This window comes from Jeotgalibacillus sp. ET6 (assembly GCF_029667115.1).
GTDB lineage: Bacteria > Bacillota > Bacilli > Bacillales > Jeotgalibacillaceae > Jeotgalibacillus.
On the sequence record NZ_JARUIU010000006.1, the window covers coordinates 108,391 to 134,963 of the forward strand.

A 26,573-nucleotide genomic window follows, 5' to 3' on the forward strand; every position below is an offset into this window, starting at 1 on the left:
GGCCCTTTTTATCAAAAAAATGAAGAAAATACCACCCGCTTCAAACGCTTCATTCTTAAGCGGTAAACTCAAAAAGAGTCGGCTTTCCGCTTTTAGGATTGTAATACGCTATCATAAAAATACTTGTGGATGTGCCGTCTGTTCCTTTTATCAGACCTTCTTCAATAAAGGTATGTTTAAAAAGATCTTTTTGTTTTAAATTTAGTGCTGCAAATTCTTCACCAGCAAGAGAGGGATTTGCCAAAAGTTTTTGATAGATTTCCTGTTTTCGGTCTGAATTATCTTCCTGTTCCCACCATGGTTTACGAGGCTTGAATTTTTGATTGAGCATATAGTCTTTTTTCATAAGGGATTCAACGATATCAAGTTCTTTAATGTTTTTTGATTGCAGGAATTGATAAAGTCTTTTAAATAGGTCTTCAAGCTGATGACCGATTCTTGACCAGCCTTGCTGATCCCAGTAAGTCCCAAACTGCTGAAAAAAGTCGAAAGGCGTTTCAAAACAATTTTCAGCTGTGTAATTCACTGTCAAATCCATTCGGTGATCATTCCAGTACTTCTCTAAAACATCTTCCACATGCTTAATACGAATAATGTCATCAAATTTCAGAACGTTATTGCTTAAAATTTCATATGGTGCATGATCCATATACACGTAATCGTGCCGCTCAGCATTAATTCTAAGACCTGTGCCCCGCAGCATTTTCAAAAAGCCCAGCTGAAGTTCTTCAGGCCGCATGTCAAATACATCATTAAAGGTTTTCCGAAAAGAGTTGTAATCTTCTTCAGGAAGGCCTGCTATTAAATCAAGATGCTGGTCAATTTTGCTGCCATCTTTGACCATTGTGACGGTTCGCTTTAATTTTTCCCAATTCTGCTTTCTCATAACTAATTCATTCGTTTCATCATTCGTGGACTGTACCCCGATCTCAAACCGGAATAATCCTTCCGGGGCATGATCGTTCAAATACTGGATTACTTCGGGTCTCATAATATCGCCTGTAATCTCGAATTGAAATACTGTCCCTTCAATATGTTCGCGAATAAGAAATTCGAACATTTCCATCGCATAGCTTCTGCTGATATTAAATGTCCGATCAACAAATTTTATTACTTTAGCCCCGTTCGCCATCAGATAACGAATCTCTTCTTTTATTGCTTCCCGATCAAAGTAGCGAACGCCAACTTCAATTGAAGATAAACAAAATTGACAGCTGAATGGACAGCCTCTGCTTGTTTCGATGTAGACAATCCGCTTTGAGAGGTCCAGTTTGTCCTCAATGAATCTGAAAGGGGAAGGCAGTGTTTTTAAATCCAGCTTGTTGGTCTGAGGATGAATGACAGCTCTGGAATCCTTCTGATACGCAATGCCATTAACTTCTTTTAACTCAATTTTGCCGTGAAGCGCATGAAGGAGCTGTTTAAACGTTTGTTCGCCTTCACCAACAACGATATAATCAATAGTATCAAGCCGCTCAAGCCAATAGGGAACATCGTAAGAAACTTCGGGTCCGCCTAAAATAATCGTGGTCTGAGGGGATATTTTTTTAACTAGATTAATGACTTTAATGGTTTCTTCGATATTCCATATATAACAGCTGAAGCCCAGTACATCGGGCTTTTTAGCGTAGAGCTCAGCTACTATATTCATTTCGGGATCTTTGATGGTAAATTCCTGAATCTGAACGGAATAATCCGGCTCTGCATATGCCTTAAGACATCTTAGAGCTAAGTTCGTATGAATAAATTTTGCATTGAGTGTAGATAAAACGATATTCATTATTAAAACTCCTTCTTCGGGTCTAACTTTTACTCATTTTACATGAGGCGGGGGAAAGACACAATATAGGCTCTTTTAATACCCGGTAGTACTTGGTTATCTTTCACTATTTTATAGGAGGATTGGTCCTGATTAAGAGTAGAATAGCTGTTCTCAATAATGAATAAAAATAGAAAAACAGTTTCTTTATTCCTTATTAAATGCTAAAATTGGGAAAAGAAAAACAGTCCGGCATAAGGACTGTTTCTAAGTTTAAAACAATTTTAAAGCAGTGTTTTATAGTGCAAATCTCAGCTGACTCCGCTTCTGTTCAATTAAAGAAAAACGAGCAGCAGTAAAGCTTTCAGCAACTTTCACCGTCTTTTTAACCGGCTGGCTTTTAATTCGATTAATGGCTGTGTGAAAGCAGTTACCCAGTTTGTTGATAGTAAGATGGTCAGCAGCCATGAACTGATCATGATTAATAATAAAGATACATACGGATTAATAAAGACCCCAAAGTCAGCTTCCCTGTAGAACTGAATAATAAAACCGTGCAGCAAATATACGTAAAGCGTATTTTTCCCCCATTTAGTATAAAAGTGGTTTTCCTCCGGGGTTAAAGCAAAAAACGAAGCAACCAGCCAGATGTTAATCGTGTAAATGATGATTCTGATAAGCGGGCTGATTTCGGTTTGAACCCCTGAGTTTTCATAGGAATGTGATCCTAATAGCCAGTTATTGCTCCATTCAGGAACAAGTATCATAAATAGAAATGCACTGGTTAATGAAAATATAGCCGCCAGTCTCAATGGCTTTTTTTTCAATGCATAAAACCAGCTTCGATCAGCAAAATAGCCTATTAGAAAAAAAGGAAAAAATACAAAAGTTCGTGAAATACTGAGAATGGTAGAATAATCACCAACAAAACCTACCAGCAAGCCTAGAGCAACACTTATCGGAAGCGCCGCCTTTAAACTGAGTTTAAATACGTGTACAAACAGCAGGAGCAGCAAACTCCAGAAAAACATACTGACTAAAAACCATAATGACCATTGAGGATTAAATGGATCTACCGTTAAAGACTGCTCATCCCTGAGAAAATAATAATACAGTGTATAAATCAGCTGGAAAATTAAATAAGGTATAATCAGTTTTTTTATGAGCTTTGTAAAATGACCTTTTTTATAAATCCCTTTAGCAAAGTATCCGGCAACAAGTATAAAGGCCGGCATGTGGAAAAAATAAATCGTTTTGTATAAAGAGAGCAGCAGTGGGTCTGTTTCGATAAGAGATTGAATAGCATGACCAAACACCACGAGGAATATAAGCAAAAATTTAGCATTATCAAAATAAAAATCACGTTTCGTCATAGTGGCACCAACTTTTCTTAAAGATCTTTATTGCTTTTACCCGTTTTCACAGAAATGAAATCTGGTTAAATGGTTTTGTTTTATACGGGCAGTCTTAACAGGATGCTTACTCATGGAAGTTGAGGTGATGACTTTGCAAAAATTTGGAAAGTTACAGGAAAACTGGTCTATTAAAGATACTCTTCAACCCGTGGTGATGGAAGAAGTCGCGCTGCAAGTTTTAATGAATATGAGTGAAGGCGTTCTATTATTTAATGATAAGGGCAAAATCCTGCTTTATAACTCTACTGCAAGTCAATTTCTGCAGCTGGAATCATCATCCCGTTTAGCAGAAAGCATAACGGATCTGATGCCTCAGGAAGATCATGCCGGCTTTTACCGTCTTTTGCTGTCCTTAATAAAAGAAAAAAGAATGACGGATCATTTTGTATTTAAATCCGGCGGAATACATCTTAAGTGTAAATGTGATCTTATTTTGATTGAGCGTGATTCGGTTGTGCTGCTTATTATCAGAGACTTTACAGAAATTAAACCTTCTCCTGAAGAAGAAGTTTATCAACAGGTTTTTACTAAATCTATGCATGGACTTCTTCTTTCTGACCTGGATGGAAATATCGTTACAATGAATCAGCAGGCAGCTGCTTTTTTATCGATTGATTCTGCTTTATGTTCAAATTATACAATGAAAATTTTTAAAGACCACGAGATTACCTTGTCATTAGACAATGATTTTCAAAAAAAGTTATCACCCTATCTTCATTCCGATAACCTCCAGACTTCCATATGTCAATTTGAGGACCGTTTTTATGAAGTGGTTACAGAGCGTGGTATTACTGAACAGTACACCCTGACTGTCTTAAGAGATGTAACGGAAATGGTGCAGATGATGGAGCAGATGAATAAGCATGATACATTAAAAATTGTAGGTCAGCTTGCTGCCGGCATCGCTCATGAAATAAGAAATCCAATGACTGCACTAAAAGGGTTTATTCAGCTGCTTGAGTCCAGTGTAAAAGAGGATCACAGCATGTATTTCGGTGTCATCATGTCTGAATTACACCGAATTGAGACGATTATGACTGAATTTCTAATGCTGGCAAAGCCAAAAGCCAGTTCGTTAAAAAATGTGAACCTGGCGAATATTATAAGAGAAACAGCTGATTTAATGCAAGCTCAGGCTACATTATATAATATTGAGCTCTCAGTGAAGTCATCAGATCAAGAACTGGAGCTATATGGGGATGCTAACCGCCTGAAACAAGTGTTTATTAATCTTGTTAAAAATGGAATAGAGGCCATTTCCGAGGGCGGGCAGATCTCTCTAAATTATCACACTGACAAGTATGCCCAGTATGTAACGGTAAAGGATTCAGGCTGCGGAATACCAGAAGACCATTTAAAAAAATTAAATCAGCCTTTTTACACGACAAAAGAAAACGGTACAGGGCTTGGGTTAGTTGTAAGCTATAAAATTGTGGAAGAGCATGGAGGCAGAGTTGAAGTGAAGAGCTGGAGAGGGAAGGGTTCTGTCTTTACTGTTATTTTTCCATTTGCAAAGGATGAGGAAAATGTATGAGCGCATAATGAAAAGTCCGATAAATCATTTAAGATTAACTGCCAATGAAGAAGCGCTGATAAAAATTGAATTTATAACAAATAATGATGTAACTCGTACAGAAGTTTCTAACGGTATTTTGGATGAAGCGGAACAGCAGCTTAACGAATATTTTTCCGGGCAGCGGGAAACCTTTGAATTGCCTCTTTATTTTGAAGGGACCGACTTTCAAAAGAAAGTCTGGGCCGGTTTAATGAGCCTCCCATATGGAACGACTTGCTCCTATCAGGATTTAGCAAGACAAATTGGCAGTGAAAAAGCCGTAAGAGCTGTAGGACAGGCTAATCGAAAAAATCCATTGCCGATCGTGATTCCCTGTCATCGGGTTATAGGAAAAAATGGTTCTATGACAGGCTATGCGGGAAGCGAAACATCGAAAAAGGAAACGCTGCTTCAATTGGAGAAGCAGGTCTACTGAAATTTGATTCAATCTAATCTAAAAATGTAATAGGATAGATAACAGAAAATGAATATTGAGAATGAGGTTGGGACAAAATTCGAAAAGTTTACAAACGAAAATATATTTATGAATAGTTCTAAGAGAGTGGAGCGGATAGACGCGACTCCCTGTAGCACAGAGCATGGCCGTGGCTTGAGACTTCGGATAGCTTAGCGCCGTCCCTGCGGAAAGCGTCCGCCTGAAGCGAAGCGAACCGGTCAAAGAGCTTGAGACATTTTGTCCCAAGCTCTTTTTTATTTGTTTTTTTTTCAAATAAGATAGAGAATTAAATTGACACATTCCATATAATTTGATATATATCTAATTAGATAAACATGAAAGGAGATAATTATGCAGCTTGAAAAGCAAGTGCTATTTTTAAAATCAATTGGTGACCCGACGCGCATTAAAATTCTCCATCTACTGGCTGCGAAGCCTTTGCACGGCCAGGCTATCGCAGGTAAATTAGGTCTTACTCCACCTACGATCACTCATCACTTAAACAAATTGAGAGAAAGCGGGGTGATAAATTCAAGAAGAGACAGAAACACCATCTATTTTGAGTTGAATAAAAAAATGATGACACAGCATTTGACAAGTATTTTGGCCATCATGGATCACAACGGGGAGGTGCAGGAAGTGGAAGATAAAGAGAAAATACTTAAGAATTTTCTTTCTAAAGAGGGCAGGCTAAAAACAATCCCTGCCCAACGGAAGAAAAAACTCATTGTACTTGAATATCTGGTAGAAAAATTAGAAGTAGGAAAAAAATATTCGGAAAAAGAAATAAATACATTTATTGAAAAGTACCATGAAGACTATGCAACGCTCAGAAGGGAATTTATTAACCATCAGCTTATGTTCCGGGATAAAGGTATATACGAAGTAAATCCTCGTGAGATGTGGCTTAATTGACCAGGCGATTAAAGGAACGAAGTAATAGAACAATAAAAGTAGTTGGTCCTTTAAGGCAAAAAAGTAATAAGGCTTGTCCCTGCTGAAAGTGTCTGTTTGAATAGAAGTAAACCAGTTAAATAGCCTGAGACAGTTTGATAAGCTCCCCTTTAGGTAGACAGATTAAAAAACAAAAATCTGCTTACTTTGAGGGGAGTTTTTCTATGCCTAAAAAACAGTATTCTAATGAATTTAAAATTGAAGTGGTATTAGCTTATGAAAAAAGAGAATGTACCGCAAGAGAGTTCTGTCTATACTTCAACATTTCGGAGAATTCATTAAGAGAATGGGTGAAACAGTACGAGAAATATGGAGCAGGAAGTTTCCAACGGTCCAGCTGGAAAACCTACTCAAAGGAAGTAAAAGAAGCAGCTGTAAAAGAGTATCTCTCAGGGGGATCCTCTCAGTATGAGCTTGTTGAAAAGTATGAGATCTCAAGTAGAAGTCTTCTTCGAAGGTGGATAAAGAAGTATAATCGTCATAGAGAATTAAAGGATACTCCAAAAGGAAGGACGATCTCTATGACGAAAGGGAGAAAAACGACTTGGGATGAACGCATCCAGATTGTGCTTGATTGTTTAAAGAACGGAAAAGATTATCAAGAAGCAGCGACTACTCATCAGGTTTCTTATCAACAGGTCTATCAATGGGTGAAGAAGTTTGAGGACGGCGGAGAGGAAGCATTGAAGGATAGACGCGGATTTAATAAAGAAGAAGAGGAACTGACGCCAGAAGAGAAAGTCACAATCCTAATGAAAAAGTTAGAAAGAGAAAATGATCGGTTACGTGCAGAGAATTTATTCTTAAAAAAGTTGAAGGAGATCGAAAGGAGGCGAGAATAAGCCAAATCCGATTTGAGGATAAGTACATCGCGATTCAAGAGCTAAACAAGGAAGAAAGAGTAAGCATTTGCTTACTCTGTGATATTGCCGGTATTGCACGATCTGCCTACTATAAGTGGCTAAACCGTATGCCTTCCCCCAGAGAAATACAGAATAAAGAACTCATCAAAGAGATGAAAGCACTCCATGAAAAAGCGGATGAAACATTTGGGTATCGTCAGATGACCCTTCAATTGAAAAGAAAGCTTGAAAAGAAACTGAATCATAAGAGAATCTATCGGTTGATGAAAGTAGCTGGATTACGCTCTGTCATTCGTGTAAAGAAAAAGCAATACAAGCGCTCTACACCTCAACATGTCGCAGAAAACATATTAAACCGTCAATTCACAGCGGAAAAACCATATGAAAAATGGGTTACGGACGTGACAGAATTAAAGTACGGGCAAAAAAAGGCCTATTTAAGCGCCATTCGTGATCTGTATGACGGATCCATTATTAGTTATGTCCTGGGACACGCCAATAATAATCCACTTGTATTTCAGACATTAGCTCAAGCGACGGCCCTTCTGAATGATGAGTGTCCTCTCATCCACAGCGATCGTGGTTTTCAATACACCTCCAAGGTGTATAAACACAAAGTAGAGGCAGCAGGAATGACGCAAAGCATGTCAAGAGTGGGTCGGTGTATTGATAATGCACCGATAGAATCCTTTTTTGGGACGTTGAAATGTGAGAAGTATTATCTACATACTTACAAGACTTTTGAGGAACTTTCTAAAGCAATGGAGGAGTACATCTATTTTTATAATCATGAAAGATATCAAAAACGACTAAACGGCCTTAGCCCTATGGAATATAGAGCGAAAGCCGTTTAAATCATTTTTATTATTTCCACTGTCTACTTGACAGGGGGCAGTTCAGTTTTGTCCCAGGCTAATAAAAGTTACAAGCCGCTTACTGCCAGAAAAACTGCAGAGGGTTTCCCTCATCGGCGCTTTCATCTTAAATAAAACTTTTCCCTCCGGTCATCAAATACCGGTATTTTTAATCTTGTTTGTTTAACCAGTGATAAATCAACATGAGCGGTGATAAGCTCCTCACTTGAAGATCCCTGCACGATAATTTCTCCCCAGGGATCTATGATCAGTGAATTCCCTCCAAAGGAGTTGTTCGGGTCTTGTCCAACACGATTGCATGCAAAGACATAGCTTTGGTTTTCAATGGCCCGTGCCCGAAGAAGAGTGACCCAGTGGTCGGTCCGTGCTTCAGGCCATTCCGCCACAACTGCAATAACCTCTGCACCATCAAGGACTGGTTTTCGGATCCATTCAGGAAAACGGATGTCGTAGCAGATAAATCCTCCAAAATGGATATTGTTCAATGTAAAAGAAGGTGTGTCTTTTCCCGCCGACAGAAACTTATGTTCATCCATCAGTTTAAACAAATGCAGCTTATCGTACAGGTGCACGAGTTCTCCCTGATGATTGACGACGATTAATGTATTGTAAACGGAGTCTTTCTTTCTGTTAGCAACGGAACCGCCTATTATATTTACGCTGTATCGGACTGCCAGACGCTGAAGGAAAGAAATCGATTCTTTCGCTTCCAGGTCTCCTATCTCTTCAAGGCGTGATAAATCATATCCGGTAGTCCATAACTCAGGAAGCATAATCAAATCATATTGCTGATTTTCCAGCTTCTTAAAATGAGTCTCCACATGCTGCCTGTTTATTTCAGGCTCTCCAAATGCTATATCCATCTGCAGTAATCCTATTTTCATCTTTAGCCCTCCCATGGTCGAAAGAATCTTTACATCCAGTTTCATTCGTTATACCATTTGTTACAACGATTTAAAAGAGAAAGAGAGGATGTTTAAATGAAAAAGTTTGAAAAATCAGTTCGTTTGACAGAGCTGCCCGATCAATTTTTTGCTTCGCTTGCAAAAAAAGTAACGAAACGGGTTGCTGAAGGCCATGATGTAATTAATTTAGGACAGGGCAATCCTGATCTTCCTACACCCATACATATTGTTGAAAGATTGCAAAGAGCAGCTGAAAATCCTCTGAATCATAAATATTCACCTTTTAGAGGAATGGACTATTTAAAAGAAGCTGTCGCACGTTTTTACCATAGGGAATATGGGGTGGAAATTGATCCTTTTTCAGAAGTATCAGTGCTTCTGGGGGGTAAGGCTGGTCTTGTGGAACTACCTCAATGCTTAGCAAACCCTGGAGATATCGTATTAGTTCCGGATCCAGGCTATCCGGATTATTGGTCGGGAGTCTCTCTAGCAGAAGCAGTCATGCATAAGATGCCTCTTCTTGAAGAAAACGATTTTAAGCCTGATTTCTCTAAAATACCTGAAGACATTGCCGAAAGGGCCAAATTAATGTTTTTAAACTATCCTAATAACCCTACTGGCGGTATTGCAGATGAAACTTTTTTTAAAGAAGCGATCGAATTTGCAGATAAATATGACATTTTCATTGTACATGATTTTGCATATGGCTCCATCGGCTTTGACGGGATAAGGCCGCCAAGTTTTCTTCAATCAAAAAGATCGATTGATAATGGTCTTGAGATTTATACGCTGTCTAAAACGTTTAATATGGCAGGGTGGCGGATTGGTTTTGCTGTAGGGAATTCCTCAGTTATTGAAAGTTTGAATCTCCTTCAGGACCATCTTCATGTCAGTGTATTTGGTGCTGTACAGGAAGCTGCAGAAGAAGCGTTGTCCTCTTCTTACAAAGCTGCACTTGAATTAAGTGATACATATGAAAGCAGAAGAAATGTACTCGTTCAGGAGCTTCGGGCCATCGGCTGGAATGTGCAAGCTCCAAAAGGATCGTTTTTTGCGTGGTTTAAAGTGCCGGAAGGATTCACCTCTTCTTCTTTTTCAGATTACTTGTTAGAACAAGCTAATGTCGTAATGGCACCAGGCATCGGCTTCGGTGAATATGGAGAAGGATATGTAAGAGTGGGCATGCTTGCCACAGAAGACCGAATCAGGGAAGCAGCCCTAAGAATCAAGAAACTGAATTTGTTTTAATGACTAAGAAAGGCTGATCAGCTGGGATAAAAAAAACCTGCTGGTCAGCCTTTTCCTATATTAACTCAATTAAAGCAACCATAAATAAAATGCCGATAATAAAAGAATAGGTGGAAGGTCGTTCATTTCCGTCTCCATGGCTTTCAGGTATCAATTCTTTGTAAATGATAAATAACATAGCTCCAGCAGCAAAAGCCAAACCATATGGAACTAAAAATTCAACGTAAGAAGTTAAATAAAATCCAAGAAGTCCAGAGACAATTTCAATCGCACCTGTCAATGTAGCAATGATAAACGCTTTCCATTTGTTCATTTTCTGGTTCATTAAAAAGAGAGCCACTAAAAACCCTTCAGGCGCATTTTGCAAACCAATGGCAAAAGCAATCAAGTTGCCGGTATCACCTGTTTCACCCAGTGCATAGCTGACGCCTACTGATAAACCCTCCGGAATATTATGAAGGGTAATGGCCGCAACCACCAGCATGGCTTTTGGATCGATCTCCATATTGCTTTTGCTATGATCCAAATCCATGTGTGGAATGGCTTTTTCCATTGAAGTTAGAGTAAGAACTCCAATAAAAAGGCCTGCTGCCACCGGAATAAGGCCTCCGCTGTTAAGTGATTCTGGAATCAGACTAAGCATAGCGGCAGCCATCATGATCCCTGCTGTAAAAGCAAGAAGCATATCTCTCCATTTATGGGTGAGACTGCCCTGTAAAAATAAAACGAGCAATGCACCTAAGCCAGTAGACATTGCGGAAAGAGTACTGCCTATAAAAACATTGTCCATAGCTGACCAACTTTCTTTTAAAATACTGCGAGACAAAAAATAAACTAAACACTACTTTATCATATATAGGCTAAAGCTAGGATAGTATATGCCTGCAAAAAAGAATTTGCTTCACTTAATAAAGTAAATAGTTGTAAAGATAATGTAAAGTGTAAAAATGTGATATCGCTTTCAAATAAGCTAAATAAAGAATTATTTGTAAATTTTCTGAATTATATTACAAACAAGTTAAAAAAGTAATAGAAATATGTCAATTAGTCCTGTATATTGAGTGTTGCAAGTTGATTACAACTATTTTAGGAGGAAAACACGAATGAAAAAGCTTTACGGATTTATGCTTGTTTTAGTTCTTGGGTTGTCTTTAGCAGCATGCGGTGAAGAAGAGACGTCAGGTAATGAGGGTTCTGATGGGGGAGATCCTGATAACCTTGTTATCGGTTTTGTTCCTTCCCAGGATTCCGATACGATTGCTGACACAGTTGAGCCTTTGGCAGACCGTCTGGGTGAAGAGCTTGGCGTTGAAGTAGAAGGAAGAGTTCTAACAAGTTACAATGCACTGGTTGAAGCTATGGGGGCTAATCAGGTGCAGGTTGGTTTTATACCAGCTTTTGGCTATGTTCTTGCAAATGAGCAATATGATGTAGAGGTTATTTTAAAATCGATCCGTTATGGTTCCGGAACATATAAAGCACAGTATGTCGTTCAAGCAGACTCCGGTATTGAAACACTTGCAGACTTGGAAGGAAAAGTGTGGGCCTATCCGGACGGAGCTTCTACCTCAGGATTCTTATTCCCGGCTTCCCAGTTAATGAACGAGTTTGATCTTGATTCAGTTGAAGCTTTGCAAACAGAGTTTTTCTCCAATTCAACTGCTGCAGGCGGACATGATAATGCTGCAATTGCAGTGTACGAAGGCGATGCAGATGTAGCCACTACTTTTGATGATGCAAGAAGTGAACTTGAAGAAGAATATCCTGATGTAATGGATAAGCTTAAAGTTATTGGTTATACAGACGAAATTCCTAATGATACAATTTCAGTTGTTCCTGAACTGAGTGATGAAATGGTTGCTGAAATCAAAGAAGTTTTCCTTTCTTTTAATGACGATGAAGAAATGATCGAAATTATGAACTCTGTTTATAATTGGGATGCAATTGATGAAGCAACAGATGAAGAATATCAGGTAGTAAAAGATACGTACCAAGAGTTTAAAGATTCAATTTCTCTTGACTAATCATTAAGCAGACTGATTTTAGAGGGGGAGAGGAAACTCTTCCCTTCTTTATTTTCACGTAGTTTTGTTGAATCAATAGGATTGAAATACATTGTATCAACTAAATAATCGAGTTGGATACCGAAATAATCCTATTTAAAAAGCTAATAGTGCGATAAGAAAAGCATAGATAATTTGGGGGTTGAAGAAGGGTGATCGAATTTAAAGATGTATCTCTTGTCTATCCAAACGGGACACAAGGGCTTAAAGATGTAAATGTAAAGATTAAAGAGGGAGAATTTGTTGTGATTGTCGGGTTATCCGGTGCTGGGAAATCGACGTTTATCCGCAGTATAAATCGAATCGTGACTCCTACTTCAGGAGCACTTATGGTTGATGATCAGGATATTTTAACTTTTAAAGGAAAAGATCTTCGCCGGCTTCGTACAAAAATCGGCATGATCTTTCAGAACTATAATCTGGTAAAACGGTCAAATGTGATGAAAAATGTTTTGGCAGGAAGACTGGGCCACACGGGAACGTTCCGATCGATAGTCAATTTATTCAGCAAAGAAGACCGTTCTTTAGCCTATGAAAGCTTGAGAAGAGTGAATATTGAAGAAAAACTCTATAGCCGGGCAGATGAGCTTAGCGGTGGACAGCAGCAGAGGGTCAGTATTGCACGGGTTCTTACTCAGAAGCCTACTTACATATTGGCAGATGAGCCTGTGGCCTCTCTTGATCCGCCTACCTCTCATCAGGTTATGTCTTATTTAAAAAAAATTAATCGTGAAGATAAAATCACCACAATCGTAAATTTGCATTTTATCGATATGGCGATGGAATATGCAGACCGTATTATCGGTATGCGAGCAGGAGAAGTCGTTTTTGACGGTCCAGTTTCTGAAGTCAATGATCAGACATTTGAACAAATATACGGCCGTGCGATTCGTGAAGACGATATGCGCGGAGGTGCTGATCGTGAAGAAGATTGATTATGGGCAGGTGATGGCAGGAAAAACGCCGTCAATCTATACAGCGAAAACCAAGTCCCGTTTACTGCTCATATTTGGTGTGGTACTCGCTTTATATTTATTTAGCACCTACCAAACGAATTCAACACCAGCGGAGCTAGTGATTGGTTTGCCGAATTTATTTGCTTTGCTGGCTAAGTTCTTTCCACCGAACTTTGAAGTTCTCATTGCTTCATCTGTCGTTGCCGCGTTCTCAGAAACGATACAAATGGCTATTATTGCGACCACAGTGGCAGCTGTTTTATGTGTGCCCCTGAGTTTGCTTGGTGCACAAAATATTACCACTAATAAGTATTTATATGGATTTATGAGGTTTTTTCTCAATGTGTTAAGAACGATCCCCGATATCGTGTTAGCGCTCATTTTTGTCGGTATTTTTGGTCTTGGTGTTTTTCCGGGAATCCTGGCTCTAATCATTTTTTCGCTTGGAATCCTGGCCAAACTGATAAGTGAAACGATTGAATCTGTAGATATGAATCCGCTTGAAGCTATGCAGGCTTCGGGTGCCGGAACGATTCAAACCATTTATTATGGATTGGTTCCTCAAGTCCTTCCGCAGTTTTCATCATTAGTATTATATGTGTTTGAGATAAACATCAGGGCATCAGTTGTGCTTGGTCTAGTAGGCGCAGGAGGAGTTGGGCTGGTGCTTGATCAGCAAATAAGACTATACAACCTTGAAAATGCAATGGCAATCATTATAGGAATTTTTGTGCTGGTTGTCATTATCGAGTTTATCAGTAATAAAATCAGGGAGGCGATTGTGTGATGGCTGAGTTGCAGATGCCCCCTAAGAAAAAAAACAGCCCGGTTAAGACAATAAAGAGAAGTATTATCGCAGCTGCTGTAATTGCACTGTATATTTGGACGTTTCTTGGAATCAATATTGATTGGGCAAGAGCATTTGAACGGATGGTTAATAACTTTGAACGGGTTATTCCAAGGCTGTTTAATCCGGATTGGGATGCATTTGATAAAGTGATGGATGCAATGATTGAAACGCTTTACATAGCATTCGCCGGCTCGCTTATGGCGGCTATTCTGGCTATACCATTAGGGTTCTTGGCTGCAAATAATATGACGAACAATCGCTTTTTAACAGGAGTAGGCAAATGGATTTTAAGTGCTGTTCGTGCGTTTCCTGATTTAATTCTTGCCTTATTATTTGTAGTCGCAGTTGGACCGAATCCGTTTGCTGGTGTACTTGCTATTGCGATCGGATCAACCGGCATGCTTGGGAAACTGTATTCTGAAGTGCTTGAGTCAATCGATATGAAGGTTGTTGAAGCGATGGAAGCAAACGGAGCAAATAAGCTGCAGATTTTATTTCACGGTGTCATTCCGCAGGTAATACCTGAGTTCTTATCTTATGCGATCTACCGTTTTGAAGTCGATGTTCGAGCGTCTACCATTTTAGGAGTAGTAGGAGCCGGAGGGATTGGAACGCTTATTTTCTTTGCTTCAAGCAACCGGAATTGGAATGAGATGGGATTAATTATTCTGATCATCATAGTGGTTGTGACAATTATTGACTTTATATCAGCTGCGATTCGAAAAAGGATTGTTTAAACTTGATGAAGCGGCTGTTATACTTAAAATACTAAATCAGCTGAAAATTCAAATAAAAATTTAAGAATAAAGTTAAAGAGGTTGGGACAAAACTTCAAAAAGTTAAAAGAATGAAGAAGTATTTAGTAATAGTAAGAGGAGAGCGGAGCGGAAGGTGGCGACTCCAGCAGAATATGACGGGCGCTTGAGTCTTTACAGGGGTATACAAAAGGCTCAAGCCCCCGTCCCTGCGGAAAGCCGTCCACCTGAAGTGCAGCGAACCGGTAAAAGAGCTTGAGACAGTTATGTCACAAGCTCTTTATTTTTGGTAAGATAACTACAAAGAGAAAGGGTGGATAAGATGGCACTCAATGAAGTATCAATTACCATACTCGAAACCAGTGACATTCATGGACATATTATGCCGCTGCATTACGCTGCCAATAAGGAAACGCCTAATGGTCTTGCGCGTATTTCTTCTTACATAAAAGATATGAGAAAACAGGAGCCGGATCTTTTGCTGATTGATAATGGGGACTGCATTCAGGGCACACCCTTAACTTACCACTATGCGAAATTTCGTGATCATTTGCCAAATCCCGTTATCTCGGTTATGAATCATCTGCAGTACGATTGTGCCGTGATTGGCAATCATGAGTTTAATTATGGCATGTCAATTGTCAGCAGAGCGGTCAGCCAATCCTTTTTTCCATGGCTGTCTGCAAATATCTTACATCGAGATACAAAGGAATCGTATTTCGGATATCCTTACACAGTCAAAGAAGTGAAAGGAGTAAAAATTGTCATAGTCGGCATCACCACACATTACATACCAAATTGGGAAAATCCATCTCATATAAAAGAACTGGCGTTTGAAGATGCCCTCCTGTCTTTAAAAAGATGGGTGCAATTTATTCATGAAACAGAACAACCCGATGTACTTATCGTCAGCTATCATGGCGGGTTTGAGTGCGATCTGGAAACAGGGGACCTTACTGAACAGCAAACGGGTGAAAATCAGGGAGGCCAAATCTTAAAGGAGGTAGCTGGGATTGATCTTCTCCTAACCGGTCATCAGCATAGAATCCTTTCTAAGTCAGTAAATGACACATATATTATCCAGCCCGGTTATAATGGCCAGCATATAGGCAAAGCAGTCATTCATCTTAAAAAAGGAACAAACTCCTGGAGAGTTGAAAATATAGAGGGCGAAGTCGTATCCATGGCGGATCAGCTTCCTGATAAGGATGTATTGGATCTAGTTTATTTCCAGGAAATGGAAACACAAAAATGGCTGGATCAGCCTATTGGGTATATTGATGGTGATATGACAATTCATAATCCTTTGAAAGTCAGAACGCATGAGCATCCGATGATTGAGTGGATAAATAAAGTACAAATGAAAGCTTCGGGGGTCAGCATTTCCGCAACATCTCTATTAAGTAACATCTCAGAGGGTCTTCCTTCAAAAGTGACAATGCGAGAGATCGTTTCCAATTATATTTATCCGAATACATTAACAGTGCTTGAGCTTTCTGAAGCGGATATTAGAAAAGCGCTTGAACAGTCAGCATCTTACTTTACATTGAATGAAGAGGGTCAAATTGATGTTAACCCTGAATTTGTTTTGCCAAAGCCCCAGCATTATAACTACGATATGTGGGAAGGTATTTCTTATACAATAGATGTTTCCAAGCCGATCGGGGAGCGGGTAATTGAACTCGAATTTTATAAGGAAGGACCTCATCATGTCGTTATGAATAATTATAGAGCAGGTGGAGGAGGTAATTTCTCTATGTTTAAAGACAAGCCTGTTGTAAAAGAAATACTCATTGATATGGCAGAGCTTTTAGCTGAGGATCTCCTGGAAAAGAAAACGATAAAAGCCGAAGTTAACAATAATTTTAAAGTAATTAATTCTAATGCTCATAGATGAGAAAGCCTCATTCATATTCGTTTGCTGCTTTGAGTGTTTTTAAATAATTTTAATATAAAGGGGCGCCATGGTGCATGAAATGAGATAAGATCATAGCTAAATGTAAAAGCTGTGTTTGACTTCCATTAAAATATATCGATATACTACTATATAAAAGTGCATAAAAAAGGACTGACTGTAATGAGCGAAACTGTTGACCATGAACAATCCCTGAAATTATTTATTGTACTTTCACGGGCATATAAATCAATGAATGAAATGAGTAATCGTTTCATTCAGCAGCAGGGATTGAATCCTACAGAATTTGCTGTGCTTGAATTGCTCTATCATAAAGGAAAGCAGCCTCTTCAAAAAATTGGCGGAAAGATATTATTAGCAAGCGGCAGTATCACATATGTTGTAGATAAGCTGGAAAAAAAAGGTTTTATTAAGCGAGTTGCCTCTCCACAGGACAGAAGAGTCACTTATGCGGAGACTACAGAGAAAGGCAACGATTTTATGGCTGAAATTTTCCCTAACCACGAAAAAAATCTGCATGGGATGATGTCTGTATTGACATCAGAAGAGCAGAAGCAGGCTATAGAACTTCTAAAAAAACTTGGTTTATCTATTCGGGATCTTTCATACTGAGAAATAGGTTTTCTTATCATTTTTTCGATAGGAAGCAAAATATATTAAGAAACTGCCGTTATTCAGGCAGTTTTTTTACGTTCTTGAAGGAAATTGCTATATGACAATAGAATGTGATAGTAAAAGGGGGATTTAAATTGAAAACATTTGATCAATATGAATACAAGCGGCCGGTGCTTGAAGAAGAAAAAGTTCGGTTTCAGAAGCTGCTGGATTCGTTTGAACATGCAAATTCTGTAGAAGGGCAGACAGAAGCGATCACAGCAATTAATAAATTTAGAAATAAGCTGTCAACTCAATTTAATTTAGCGTATATTCGTGCATCTATTGATACGAATGATGAATTTTATCAAAATGAGAGAGACTTTTTTGATGAAGTGGAGCCGCAATTAACTGAATTGACAAATATGTTTTACCGCGCTCTAGTTGATTCGCCTTTTAAAGAGGAACTCGAAAAAAAATGGGGGTCACAGCTTTTCGATCTGGCAGAATTTTCGATGAAAGCTTTTTCTCCCGAGGTCATTTCATTGCTTCAAAAAGAAAATAAACTGACTTCACAATATTCTAAGCTTGTGGCATCTGCAGAAGTAGAGTTCAATGGAGAGAAATTAACATTGGCACAGTTGTATCCTTATGCTGAATCTACTGATCGGGAAACCAGAAAAAAAGCAACCTTTGCTAATTATGATTTTTATAAGGAACACGAGGATAAATTTGATGATCTGTATGATCAGTTGGTAAAAGTACGTCATGAAATCTCTGTAAAATTAGGGTATAAGAATTTTACTGAGCTTGGCTACATACGGATGCTGAGGATTGACTATGATGCAGACATGGTTGAAAATTTCAGAAATCAAGTTCGTGACTATATTGTACCGCTGGCGACAAAGCTTCGAGGAAGACAGGCAAAGAGAATTGGTGTGGAAAAACTGATGTTCTGGGATGAGCCATTGTCTTTCCTGTCTGGTAATGCTGTGCCAAAAGGGTCACCTGACTGGATTATCGAAAATGGCCAAAAAATGTACCAGGAACTATCGCCTGAAACGGATGAATTTTTTACTTACATGACTTCTCGAAAACTTATGGACCTCGAAGCAAAGAAAGGGAAAGAAGCAGGGGGCTACTGCACATTTATAGAAGATTATCAGTCTCCTTTTATTTTTTCAAACTTTAATGGGACTTCAGGAGACATAGATGTCCTGACTCATGAAGCCGGCCACGCATTTCAGGTATACTCCAGCAGACATATAGATATCCCTGAGTATTTGTGGCCTACGCATGAATCAGCGGAGATTCATTCGATGAGCATGGAATTTTTTACGTGGCCATGGATGGAACGGTTTTTTGAAGATCAAACGGAAAAATATAAATTTTCTCATCTAAGCAGCAGTCTTTTGTTTTTACCGTACGGGGTCGCTGTAGATGAATTTCAACACGCAATATATGAAAACCCTGAAATGACCCCAGCGGAAAGAAAAGCAGCCTGGAGAAAAATTGAAGAAATTTACCTTCCTCACCGGGAATATGGCGGTCATTCTTACTTAGAGGCAGGTGGAGTCTGGCAGCGTCAGGGGCATATTTATGAAGATCCATTCTATTATATTGATTATACATTAGCTCAAATCTGTGCATTTCAATTTTGGAAGAGGTCGCGTGAAGACTTTAATGAAGCATGGAAAGACTATCTGCATTTATGTCAGCTGGGAGGATCTAAGTCCTTTACAGCGCTTGTAAAAGAAGCTAATTTACTTTCTCCATTTGAAGACGGATGTGTGGAATCTGTCATCGGCATCATCGAAGATTGGTTAAATTCAGTAAATGATAAATCTCTTTAAGTTTAAGCAGAATAGAAAATGAGCAAAGAAGTGACTCCTGTTTAATATGCTTGCTTGAGACAATACAGGGCAAGGCCGTGGAATGGCTCACAGTCGTCCCTGCGAAAGAGTCCTAATGAAACGTCAAAGAGCCTGAGACATTTTTTTGTCTCAGGCTCCATTACTATTCTCAATAGATTCATTTTTTACTTTTGTTTTAATGTAATGGTTCCTTCTTCTAAAACTGCTTGTACATTCTTAATTTCAGGATACTCAAACATAAAGTCTGTAATAGCATCTTCTAAGTGCTCCTGAATGACTCTTCTTAATGGGCGGGCGCCAAAGGCAGGGTGATAGCCCAATTCAGAAAGTTTTTCTTTTACATCATGATCAACTGACAGCTTCATTTCCTGTTCAGCCAGTGTTTTGTCAAGATCTGCAAGCATAAGATCAATAATTTGAAGCAGATCTTCTTTTCCTAGAGAAGCAAATTCAATTATGCTGTCAAACCGGTTTAAAAATTCCGGTTTAAAAAAGTCGCTTAATGAATCTAAAAGATTTGCTTCATTTAATGCTGCATTTGAGCCAAACCCAACTGCCTGTTTTTTCACACCTACACCTGCATTACTTGTCATGATAATAACCGTATCCTTAAAGTTAACCGTTCGACCCTGGCTATCTGTTAAACGGCCATCCTCCATAATTTGAAGGAACATGTGGAGAACATCTGGGTGCGCTTTTTCAATCTCATCCAGCAGAATGATGCTGTATGGAGATCTGCGTACTTTTTCAGTTAATTGCCCAGCTTCATCATGTCCGATGTATCCAGGTGGTGAGCCGATTAATTTAGCTGTACTGTGTTTTTCCATGTACTCACTCATGTCAAGACGGATCATATGGTCTTTGCTTCCAAATAATTCGGATGCGAGTGTTTTGGAAAGCTCCGTTTTCCCTACACCAGTTGGACCAACAAATAAGAATGAACCTGTTGGACGGTCCTTTGATTTAAGACCTGCCCGGCTTCTGCGGACAGCTTTAGCGACCTTTTTAACCGCTTCCTGCTGACCAATCACTTTTTCATTGAGGCTTTGTTCAATGCGCTTCATTTTTTCCTGCTCATCTTCCTCGAGTTTTCCGACTGGAATACCAGTTTTTTGTTCAATCAACTGTTGAATTGTTTCTTTTGTAACAGTTGGCTGAATGGAAGTGCTGCTGGAATTTAACCGTTCCTCGAGTTGTTCCTCTTCATCCCGAAGTGCGGCGGCGAGTTCATAGTTCTCTTCTTTTAATGCTGCCTGTTTTTCGGCGTGAATCTGAGATAAGCGATGATTGATTGTTTCAGTATCTGCTGCATCCACGGTCAAATTTAATTTTGAGCCTGCTTCATCGAGAAGATCAATCGCTTTGTCCGGTAGAAAACGATCCTGAATATACCGGTGAGAAAGATTAACAGCCGCTTCAAGTGCTTCCTGGTCATAGTTAACTTCGTGGAAATTCTCATAATGTGGAGCAAGTCCATTTAAAATAACCAGTGCTTCTTTAACTGAAGGTTCATTAACTTGAATTGGCTGAAAGCGTCTCTCCAGCGCAGCATCCTTTTCGATTTTACGGTACTCTTTCAGTGTCGTAGCGCCGACAAGCTGCAGTTCGCCTCTGGCAAGGGCAGGTTTAAGAATATTGCCAGCATCCATAGAACCTTCTGCAGAACCGGCACCCACAATTTGATGAATCTCGTCTATGAAGAGGATGACATTTTTTTTAGATTGCAGTTCTGCGATTAATTGCTTCATCCGTTCTTCAAATTGTCCACGGATTCCTGTGTTGGAAACAAGTGAAGCCACATCAAGTAAAATAACCTCTTTTGATTTAAGCTTAGCAGGAACTTTTCCTTCCGAAATCCTTGCAGCAAGACCTTCGGCCACTGCTGTTTTCCCTACACCAGGCTCACCGATAAGAACAGGGTTGTTTTTATTTCTGCGGTTTAATACTTCAATCATCCGGTCTATTTCTTTATCGCGTCCAATTACAGGATCTATTAGGCCGGCTTTAGCAAGGTGGGATATGTTGCGTCCGTACTCTCCTAACAAGCCATCTTTTTGCCCTTGCTGACCTGTTTGATTTTTGGCATTGGGCTGACCCTGATTAAAGGATGATAGAAAATCGTCAATAGGTGATTCATTAGACGGTTTATTTTGTTTGTTCATAGCAGAATGAAGCTTAGCTTTTTCTTCTCTATAGCAATTGGAGCACAAGTTGAAATCCTGCTGCTGACTATTAATTTGAAGACGTAGCTGAACATTCGCTTGATTTGATTGACATTTTTCACAAATCATTGTGACTCCTCCTTATATAAAATCATTATAATTTATTGAATGTTTTGCTATTGTATCGAAAGGGCAATGTCGTGTCTATTGATCTGCTTATTTGACTATTGTTGACCTTATATTCACATTATAATTTGACCTTATCTGACTTTCAAGTATTTTGATTGAGGTATATTTTAATTAGATTTTACAAGGGAATTGTTTTAAGAAATGGACTGATACGAAACTTAAAAAGAAAAAGAATAGGAAGAATTGGCATTAAATCGGAATAAGATTCGATCTTTGTGATCTTTATTTTTTGCATAAAAAAGAATGCCCCTCAATGAGACATTCCTTTTGAGACATTCAATTTTTAAACTTTCGTTTTAACTTTCATCAATCAATATCACGAGTAATTACATAATATGAGCAAACTTTTCTTTAGATAAAAACGACGTAGAAAAATAGTAAGTCGAAGACTAAATGTGAAATGATAATGAATGAAATACTCCTTTTCCAATTATACATAATTCCCCATATGATGGATCCCAGAAAAGCTGCGGCCATCCAGGTCCACTCTCCTGAATATATGAAGACAGAAGCCGACAAGATTGAAGTAATCACTACGCTCGTGACAGGTGATACGATTTCAAGCAGCTTTCTTTGAATAAAGCCACGCCAGAATATTTCTTCAGCAGGTACAATAATCAAAATGAGTGAGAGGAGCTGCCAGACCAGATCCGGTTTCAAGTCATTGTAAAGAGAGGAAATAATCTGGTCAAATTGACCAGGCAGCAGCAAAAATAGCTGGTATGTAAAGTAAAGTATGCAGTACAGGATAACACCGGAGAAAATTCCGTACATAATCGAACGATTTATAGGGTGCCGGCCCTTTTCAATGCCGGATTGTGAGATACTTAAAGCAATCATCACCAACGCTGTACCTGAATACAAATACCAGAATATTTTCTGGTCAAAAAATGTAAAGTACATTAATAGATGAATCACTGCCAGGCCAGCTAGCGGCCATAAAAATTGCTTGAACAAATAATAAACCTCCCGGGTTCGACCCATGAAAAATGAATCTTAAAAATGATAGATTTTAAACTGCAAAATATAATGAACATTTTAGCAGTAATTAATAGAAGAATATAGTGTAATTTTTTTGATTTACCCAAAACGCTGACTTAATGGCTGGTTATCAACTGAATACTAGTTAATAATAAAGTAAAGAAGGGTAGAAGAAAGGAGCAGCAAATGACAGAAGAAAAAATGAAAGAAATGCTGAACGATTTACGGAATGGGGAAATAGCAAAGCTTGAAATTTCAAAGGAGGATTTTCAATCTTTACGAGAGCAGATTGTTGCGCAGCCTGATTTTAAGCATTTCAGAGGAATAGCCCAGCGCAACGGTCATGTAATCTATGAATATCTGAAAGATCCAAGAAGCTGAGGAGGTTTTAGTCTATGGCAAAAAGAGTAGCAGTGGTTACTGGAGCAGCAAAAGGCATAGGTCTTGAAATTGCAAAGACATTTCTGTTGAAGGGGGATGAGGTTCATTTAGTGGACGCAGATGAACAGACTTTGATGGAGGAAGTAAAGCAATTAAAAGAAGACGGCTTTTCAGCTTTTGGCCACTATGCCGATGTCGGAAAAATGGACCATGTTGCAGGAATGATGGAGCAGGTTATCAATGAATCAGGGAAAATTGATATTCTCATTAACAATGCTGGCAAGTCGGAATTTAAAGAGATATGGGATGTTACAGAAGAAGACTGGTTATCGATTATAAACAGCAATTTATCGAGTGTCTTTTATTGTTCAAGAGAAGCAGCCCGTTTTATGAATGGAGGATCCATCGTAAATTTATGTTCTACCCGCGCATTTATGTCTGAAGAGAATACTCAGGCGTACTCAGCATCAAAAGGAGGCATCCATGCTTTAACCCATTCGCTTGCTGTAACATTGAGCGAAAAGAATATCTCTGTCAATGCCATAAGCCCTGGTTGGATTGAAACTGAAAACTATGATGAATTAAGAGATGTCGATCACAATCAGCATCCATCAAACAGAGTGGGAAAAGTGAGCGATATTGCCAGAGCTTGTGTGTTTTTAACGGATAAAGACAATAACTTTATCAATGGTGAAAACCTCATTATTGATGGAGGGATGTCCCGAAAAATGATCTATGAACACTAGGTAAATACATCTATGTATATTTAAGATGTGATATTTCCATCATAAAGTCAAACAAGGAAGTTTCTACAACTGCAAAATCGTTGTTATAGAAGGGTTTACATGTTATTCTTAGTTCTTAAGAAAGTTATAACAAACTCATCGTATTATTTTACATTTAATATTATATTGACTCTGATGTGTTAATTCGTTAATTTAATATGGTGATGTTGTAAATACAAGTTAAAAGGAGAAGATACAATATGGCTCAAAAACAATTTACAGTAACAGCAGAAACAGGGATTCATGCACGTCCGGCTACATTGCTTGTTCAAACAGCAAGCAAATTTGATTCAGATGTACAGCTTGAGTACAAAGGCAAAAAAGTAAACCTTAAATCGATTATGGGTGTTATGTCTCTAGGTGTTGGCAAAAACGCTGAAATCGTTATTCATGCAGAGGGCAGCGATGAGCAGGAAGCTCTTACAAGCCTCGAAGAAACATTGCACAGTGAAGGTTTGGCATAAAAGATGTCTTCTATACTTAAAGGTATTGCAGCTTCAAGCGGAATTGCGATTGCAAAGGCTTACCGTCTGGTAGAGCCGGATTTGTCGTTTGAAGAAAAAAAGGTAGATAATCCGGGGCAGGAAATTGAGCGCTTTCAACAGGCGATGGCGACTTCCCGCTCTGAACTCGAAGTGATTCGGGACCGTGCAAAGACAGAACTTGGGGAAGATAAAGCAGCAATCTTTGAGGCTCATCTCCTTGTTTTAAGTGATCCTGAATTAATTAGTCCTATAGAGGATAAAATTAAGCAGGATTCTGTCAATGCAGAAGCAGCTTTAAAAGAAACAGCTGATATGTTTGTAGCAATGTTTGAACAAATGGATAACGAATATATGCAGGAGCGTGCTGCAGATATTCGTGACGTTACTAAACGCGTGCTTTCTCATCTGCTCGGTGTGAAAGTACTTAATCCAAGCATGATCTCTGAAGAAGTAATTGTAATAGCTGAGGATTTAACACCTTCAGATACAGCGCAGCTTAACCGAGAATTTGTTAAAGGATTTACTACAAATATCGGTGGAAGAACTTCACATTCCGCAATTATGGCACGCTCAATGGAAATTCCTGCAGTAGTAGGAACGAAAGAAGCCACTTCAGAGATTCAAAACGGCGACCTTGTTATTGTGGATGGACTGAATGGAGAAGTTCACATTAACCCGACTGAAGAGATCATCAGCAATTATGAAAGAGAGCAGGACCAGTTTGCTGATCAAAAAGCAGAGTGGGCAAAGCTTGTTAACGAAAAGTCTGTATCAAAAGACGGTCACCATGTGGAGCTGGCTGCGAATATCGGAACTCCTGCAGATCTTGAAGGAGTTCGCAATAACGGCGGCGAAGGAATCGGTCTTTATCGTACTGAGTTTCTTTATATGGGACGAAACGAACTTCCAACTGAAGAAGAGCAATTTGTTTCCTATAAAGAGGTACTTGAGGGAATGGAAGGGAAACCGGTTGTCGTTCGAACATTGGATATTGGCGGAGACAAAGAGCTTCCATACTTGAACCTTCCTCATGAAATGAATCCATTCCTTGGCTTCAGAGCGATCAGGCTCTGCCTGGAAGAAACTGATTTATTTAAGGTTCAATTGCGTGCTCTTCTTCGCGCCAGCGTATATGGCAATCTTAAAATTATGTTTCCGATGATTTCAAATCTTTCAGAGTTCAGAAGTGCGAAAGCGATTCTTCTAGAAGTAAAAGAAGAGCTTCTTGAAGAAGGTGTATCCGTTTCAGATGATATTGAAGTAGGCATCATGGTTGAAATTCCTTCAACTGCTGTCCTGGCTGATCAATTTGCCAAAGAAGTTGACTTCTTCAGTATCGGAACGAATGATTTAATACAATACACTATGGCAGCTGACCGCATGAATGAACGGGTTTCATATTTGTATCAGCCATATAATCCTGCCATTTTAAGATTAATTAAAATGGTCATTGACGCTTCTCATAAAGAAGGCAAGTGGACGGGCATGTGCGGTGAAATGGCTGGAGATGAAATTGCCATTCCGATTTTATTAGGACTTGGTCTTGATGAGTTCTCGATGAGTGCTACTTCAATTCTTCCAGCACGTGCTCAGCTCCTGGGTCTTTCAAGAGATGAGATGAAAAGTCTTGCAGAAGAGGCTCTTTCATTGTCAACAAATGAGGAAGTAATTTCAATCGTAAAAAACGCAGTAAAACTGTAATCAAATTGTTACATTAAAAATGAATAAAGTATTGTGAATCGGGGAAGCATATAAGTAGTACAAGCATACTTTTTCATTCTGATTTCCCTTTTTTGAACCGGATAACCCCCATTATCCGGTTCTTTTTTATTGAAACGGGTTTTTCCATTCCATTAATACTGCACAGTTGCCAGATTCCTCATCATCAATATAGTTGTGAATGAGTTTGACAGGTGTTCTCCCCGCGCCTACTAAAAAGCTGAATACAGGATCTTTCAATTTGCCGGTTGTTAGCTGTTCAAAATATGTCTCAATAGTTAGTTCGTTTTTATGAGCCGAATATCCGGGTATTCTGCATCCCCCTGCAAGTCTGTTGATTCCTAAAAATATGACAGTTTCATACGCGGCATACATAAGCTGTCTTCCCAAACCAAGACCTCTAAATGAAGGATCAATACATATGTCAACAATGTAGAGTGTTGAACCTGTGTCATTATGTTTTTTTATCCATCCTGCATCAGTAATCTCCTCCCACGTATGCGGCTCCTGATCGTTTAAATCAATTCTCATCGCTGTTATCGATCCCGCAAGCACTCCATTTACTTCAAGACATAAAGCACCATCTGGAAATAAAGATACATGCTGGGCGATTTGTTCTTTACTCCAGAGCAATTCTTCAGGAAATGGAGGAGGAAATGCCTTTTTTTGAATCTGAATCAGTCCTTCTGAGTCCTCAACAGTATAGTTTCTAATTTTAACAGGAAGTAATTCTTCCCCCTTATAAATATAAAATGTTTTAATCATGGCATTTCCTCCTAATTATTATTATCTATCATCCTACCATAGCTTTGCTCTTTCTCTTTATATAAGGA

At 38.9% G+C, this 26,573-nt stretch carries 23 protein-coding genes; 16 read left to right on the forward strand and 7 right to left on the reverse strand.

Going from position 1 to position 26,573, the window contains the following annotated elements; genetic code table 11:
* Positions 1-55 precede the first annotated feature (55 nt).
* Positions 56-1,780, reverse strand: coding sequence for a B12-binding domain-containing radical SAM protein (locus tag P6709_RS15080; protein ID WP_278241759.1), 1,725 nt, complete (start codon positions 1,778-1,780; stop codon positions 56-58).
* 353 nt (positions 1,781-2,133) lie between these two features.
* A complete protein-coding gene (locus P6709_RS15085) occupies positions 2,134-3,132 on the reverse strand; it encodes an acyltransferase family protein (protein ID WP_278241760.1) in 999 nt (332 codons plus the stop codon).
* Between the two features lie 112 nt (positions 3,133-3,244).
* Here P6709_RS15085 and P6709_RS15090 point away from each other — a divergent pair, with 112 nt between their 5' ends.
* The 4 genes from P6709_RS15090 to P6709_RS20555 all read left to right on the forward strand — a co-directional run bounded on the left by P6709_RS15090 (position 3,245) and on the right by P6709_RS20555 (position 7,857).
* Entirely contained in the window at positions 3,245-4,708 is a 1,464-nt protein-coding gene (locus P6709_RS15090) for a PAS domain-containing sensor histidine kinase (RefSeq protein ID WP_278241761.1), read from the forward strand.
* Complete coding sequence (locus tag P6709_RS15095) at positions 4,701-5,165, forward strand: methylated-DNA--[protein]-cysteine S-methyltransferase (protein ID WP_278241762.1); 465 nt, start codon at positions 4,701-4,703, stop codon at positions 5,163-5,165. The genes P6709_RS15090 and P6709_RS15095 overlap by 8 nt, the downstream gene beginning before the upstream one ends.
* 372 nt (positions 5,166-5,537) lie before the next feature.
* The gene (locus P6709_RS15100) at positions 5,538-6,101 is read left to right on the forward strand and encodes a DUF2087 domain-containing protein (RefSeq protein ID WP_278241763.1); all 564 of its coding nucleotides are present in this window, start codon (positions 5,538-5,540) and stop codon (positions 6,099-6,101) included.
* A gap of 203 nt (positions 6,102-6,304) precedes the next feature.
* A protein-coding gene (locus tag P6709_RS20555) for an IS3 family transposase (RefSeq protein ID WP_442905343.1) occupies positions 6,305-7,857 on the forward strand; the annotation gives its coding sequence in 2 pieces (ribosomal slippage) (positions 6,305-6,956 and positions 6,956-7,857; 1,554 coding nt in all).
* A gap of 122 nt (positions 7,858-7,979) precedes the next feature.
* Here the strand turns inward: P6709_RS20555 and P6709_RS15115 are convergent.
* Complete coding sequence (locus P6709_RS15115; protein WP_278241765.1) at positions 7,980-8,762, reverse strand: carbon-nitrogen family hydrolase; 783 nt, start codon at positions 8,760-8,762, stop codon at positions 7,980-7,982.
* Between the two features lie 96 nt (positions 8,763-8,858).
* On the opposite strand from P6709_RS15115, the gene P6709_RS15120 reads away from it, so the two are divergent.
* On the forward strand, positions 8,859-10,031 hold the full coding sequence (locus P6709_RS15120) for a pyridoxal phosphate-dependent aminotransferase (RefSeq protein ID WP_278241766.1): 1,173 nt from the start codon (positions 8,859-8,861) through the stop codon (positions 10,029-10,031).
* A gap of 55 nt (positions 10,032-10,086) precedes the next feature.
* Here the strand turns inward: P6709_RS15120 and P6709_RS15125 are convergent, their stop codons facing one another.
* The gene (locus tag P6709_RS15125; protein WP_278241767.1) at positions 10,087-10,821 is read right to left on the reverse strand and encodes a ZIP family metal transporter; all 735 of its coding nucleotides are present in this window, start codon (positions 10,819-10,821) and stop codon (positions 10,087-10,089) included.
* A 313-nt stretch (positions 10,822-11,134) separates the two neighbouring features.
* Here P6709_RS15125 and P6709_RS15130 point away from each other — a divergent pair, with 313 nt between their 5' ends.
* The 7 genes from P6709_RS15130 to P6709_RS15160 all read left to right on the forward strand — a co-directional run bounded on the left by P6709_RS15130 (position 11,135) and on the right by P6709_RS15160 (position 19,017).
* A complete protein-coding gene (locus P6709_RS15130; RefSeq protein ID WP_278241768.1) occupies positions 11,135-12,055 on the forward strand; it encodes a phosphate/phosphite/phosphonate ABC transporter substrate-binding protein in 921 nt (306 codons plus the stop codon).
* A gap of 191 nt (positions 12,056-12,246) precedes the next feature.
* The gene (gene phnC / locus P6709_RS15135; RefSeq protein ID WP_278241769.1) at positions 12,247-13,029 is read left to right on the forward strand and encodes a phosphonate ABC transporter ATP-binding protein; all 783 of its coding nucleotides are present in this window, start codon (positions 12,247-12,249) and stop codon (positions 13,027-13,029) included.
* A 13-nt stretch (positions 13,030-13,042) separates the two neighbouring features.
* Entirely contained in the window at positions 13,043-13,837 is a 795-nt protein-coding gene (phnE, locus tag P6709_RS15140) for a phosphonate ABC transporter, permease protein PhnE (RefSeq protein WP_278241797.1), read from the forward strand.
* A complete protein-coding gene (gene phnE / locus P6709_RS15145) occupies positions 13,837-14,637 on the forward strand; it encodes a phosphonate ABC transporter, permease protein PhnE (protein ID WP_278241770.1) in 801 nt (266 codons plus the stop codon). The genes phnE (P6709_RS15140) and phnE (P6709_RS15145) overlap by 1 nt, the downstream gene beginning before the upstream one ends.
* A 340-nt stretch (positions 14,638-14,977) precedes the next feature.
* Positions 14,978-16,552 (forward strand): bifunctional metallophosphatase/5'-nucleotidase, encoded by a 1,575-nt coding sequence (locus P6709_RS15150; RefSeq protein WP_278241771.1) that lies wholly within the window; start codon positions 14,978-14,980, stop codon positions 16,550-16,552.
* A gap of 180 nt (positions 16,553-16,732) precedes the next feature.
* A complete protein-coding gene (locus tag P6709_RS15155) occupies positions 16,733-17,182 on the forward strand; it encodes a MarR family winged helix-turn-helix transcriptional regulator (protein ID WP_278241772.1) in 450 nt (149 codons plus the stop codon).
* Between the two features lie 137 nt (positions 17,183-17,319).
* Positions 17,320-19,017, forward strand: a complete 1,698-nt coding sequence (locus P6709_RS15160) for a M3 family oligoendopeptidase (protein WP_278241773.1) — start codon at positions 17,320-17,322, stop codon at positions 19,015-19,017.
* Positions 19,018-19,202: 185 nt separating this feature from the next.
* Here the strand turns inward: P6709_RS15160 and P6709_RS15165 are convergent, their stop codons facing one another.
* Both P6709_RS15165 and P6709_RS15170 read right to left on the reverse strand, forming a co-directional pair.
* The gene (locus P6709_RS15165) at positions 19,203-21,329 is read right to left on the reverse strand and encodes an ATP-dependent Clp protease ATP-binding subunit (RefSeq protein WP_278241774.1); all 2,127 of its coding nucleotides are present in this window, start codon (positions 21,327-21,329) and stop codon (positions 19,203-19,205) included.
* 411 nt (positions 21,330-21,740) lie between these two features.
* Positions 21,741-22,346, reverse strand: a complete 606-nt coding sequence (locus P6709_RS15170; RefSeq protein ID WP_278241775.1) for a CPBP family intramembrane glutamic endopeptidase — start codon at positions 22,344-22,346, stop codon at positions 21,741-21,743.
* 210 nt (positions 22,347-22,556) lie between these two features.
* On the opposite strand from P6709_RS15170, the gene P6709_RS15175 reads away from it, so the two are divergent.
* From P6709_RS15175 to ptsP, 4 genes are all read left to right on the forward strand, one after another.
* Positions 22,557-22,751 carry a hypothetical protein gene (locus tag P6709_RS15175; protein WP_278241776.1) on the forward strand — a complete coding sequence of 65 codons (195 nt, stop codon included), beginning with the start codon at positions 22,557-22,559 and terminating at the stop codon, positions 22,749-22,751.
* A gap of 14 nt (positions 22,752-22,765) precedes the next feature.
* A complete protein-coding gene (locus tag P6709_RS15180; RefSeq protein WP_278241777.1) occupies positions 22,766-23,497 on the forward strand; it encodes an SDR family NAD(P)-dependent oxidoreductase in 732 nt (243 codons plus the stop codon).
* 239 nt (positions 23,498-23,736) lie between these two features.
* Positions 23,737-24,000 carry a phosphocarrier protein HPr gene (locus P6709_RS15185; RefSeq protein WP_278241778.1) on the forward strand — a complete coding sequence of 88 codons (264 nt, stop codon included), beginning with the start codon at positions 23,737-23,739 and terminating at the stop codon, positions 23,998-24,000.
* A gap of 3 nt (positions 24,001-24,003) precedes the next feature.
* On the forward strand, positions 24,004-25,722 hold the full coding sequence (ptsP, locus tag P6709_RS15190) for a phosphoenolpyruvate--protein phosphotransferase (RefSeq protein WP_278241779.1): 1,719 nt from the start codon (positions 24,004-24,006) through the stop codon (positions 25,720-25,722).
* Between the two features lie 126 nt (positions 25,723-25,848).
* On the opposite strand, the gene P6709_RS15195 is transcribed toward ptsP, so the two are convergent.
* On the reverse strand, positions 25,849-26,505 hold the full coding sequence (locus tag P6709_RS15195; protein WP_278241780.1) for a GNAT family N-acetyltransferase: 657 nt from the start codon (positions 26,503-26,505) through the stop codon (positions 25,849-25,851).
* Positions 26,506-26,573: the final 68 nt, after the last annotated feature.

What these genes read in the sequence shown, in the direction of transcription:
- P6709_RS15080 (WP_278241759.1), bottom strand. Translation starts at nt 1,780, where the DNA reads ATGAATATCGTTTTATCTACACTCAATGCAAAATTTATTCATACGAAC.
- P6709_RS15085 (WP_278241760.1), bottom strand. Translation starts at nt 3,132, where the DNA reads ATGACGAAACGTGATTTTTATTTTGATAATGCTAAATTTTTGCTTATA.
- P6709_RS15090 (WP_278241761.1), top strand. Translation starts at nt 3,245, where the DNA reads ATGGAAGTTGAGGTGATGACTTTGCAAAAATTTGGAAAGTTACAGGAA.
- P6709_RS15095 (WP_278241762.1), top strand. Translation starts at nt 4,701, where the DNA reads ATGTATGAGCGCATAATGAAAAGTCCGATAAATCATTTAAGATTAACT.
- P6709_RS15100 (WP_278241763.1), top strand. Translation starts at nt 5,538, where the DNA reads ATGCAGCTTGAAAAGCAAGTGCTATTTTTAAAATCAATTGGTGACCCG.
- P6709_RS15115 (WP_278241765.1), bottom strand. Translation starts at nt 8,762, where the DNA reads ATGAAAATAGGATTACTGCAGATGGATATAGCATTTGGAGAGCCTGAA.
- P6709_RS15120 (WP_278241766.1), top strand. Translation starts at nt 8,859, where the DNA reads ATGAAAAAGTTTGAAAAATCAGTTCGTTTGACAGAGCTGCCCGATCAA.
- P6709_RS15125 (WP_278241767.1), bottom strand. Translation starts at nt 10,821, where the DNA reads ATGGACAATGTTTTTATAGGCAGTACTCTTTCCGCAATGTCTACTGGC.
- P6709_RS15130 (WP_278241768.1), top strand. Translation starts at nt 11,135, where the DNA reads ATGAAAAAGCTTTACGGATTTATGCTTGTTTTAGTTCTTGGGTTGTCT.
- phnE (WP_278241797.1), top strand. Translation starts at nt 13,043, where the DNA reads ATGGCAGGAAAAACGCCGTCAATCTATACAGCGAAAACCAAGTCCCGT.
- phnE (WP_278241770.1), top strand. Translation starts at nt 13,837, where the DNA reads ATGGCTGAGTTGCAGATGCCCCCTAAGAAAAAAAACAGCCCGGTTAAG.
- P6709_RS15150 (WP_278241771.1), top strand. Translation starts at nt 14,978, where the DNA reads ATGGCACTCAATGAAGTATCAATTACCATACTCGAAACCAGTGACATT.
- P6709_RS15155 (WP_278241772.1), top strand. Translation starts at nt 16,733, where the DNA reads ATGAGCGAAACTGTTGACCATGAACAATCCCTGAAATTATTTATTGTA.
- P6709_RS15165 (WP_278241774.1), bottom strand. Translation starts at nt 21,329, where the DNA reads ATGATTTGTGAAAAATGTCAATCAAATCAAGCGAATGTTCAGCTACGT.
- P6709_RS15175 (WP_278241776.1), top strand. Translation starts at nt 22,557, where the DNA reads ATGACAGAAGAAAAAATGAAAGAAATGCTGAACGATTTACGGAATGGG.
- P6709_RS15180 (WP_278241777.1), top strand. Translation starts at nt 22,766, where the DNA reads ATGGCAAAAAGAGTAGCAGTGGTTACTGGAGCAGCAAAAGGCATAGGT.
- P6709_RS15185 (WP_278241778.1), top strand. Translation starts at nt 23,737, where the DNA reads ATGGCTCAAAAACAATTTACAGTAACAGCAGAAACAGGGATTCATGCA.
- ptsP (WP_278241779.1), top strand. Translation starts at nt 24,004, where the DNA reads ATGTCTTCTATACTTAAAGGTATTGCAGCTTCAAGCGGAATTGCGATT.
- P6709_RS15195 (WP_278241780.1), bottom strand. Translation starts at nt 26,505, where the DNA reads ATGATTAAAACATTTTATATTTATAAGGGGGAAGAATTACTTCCTGTT.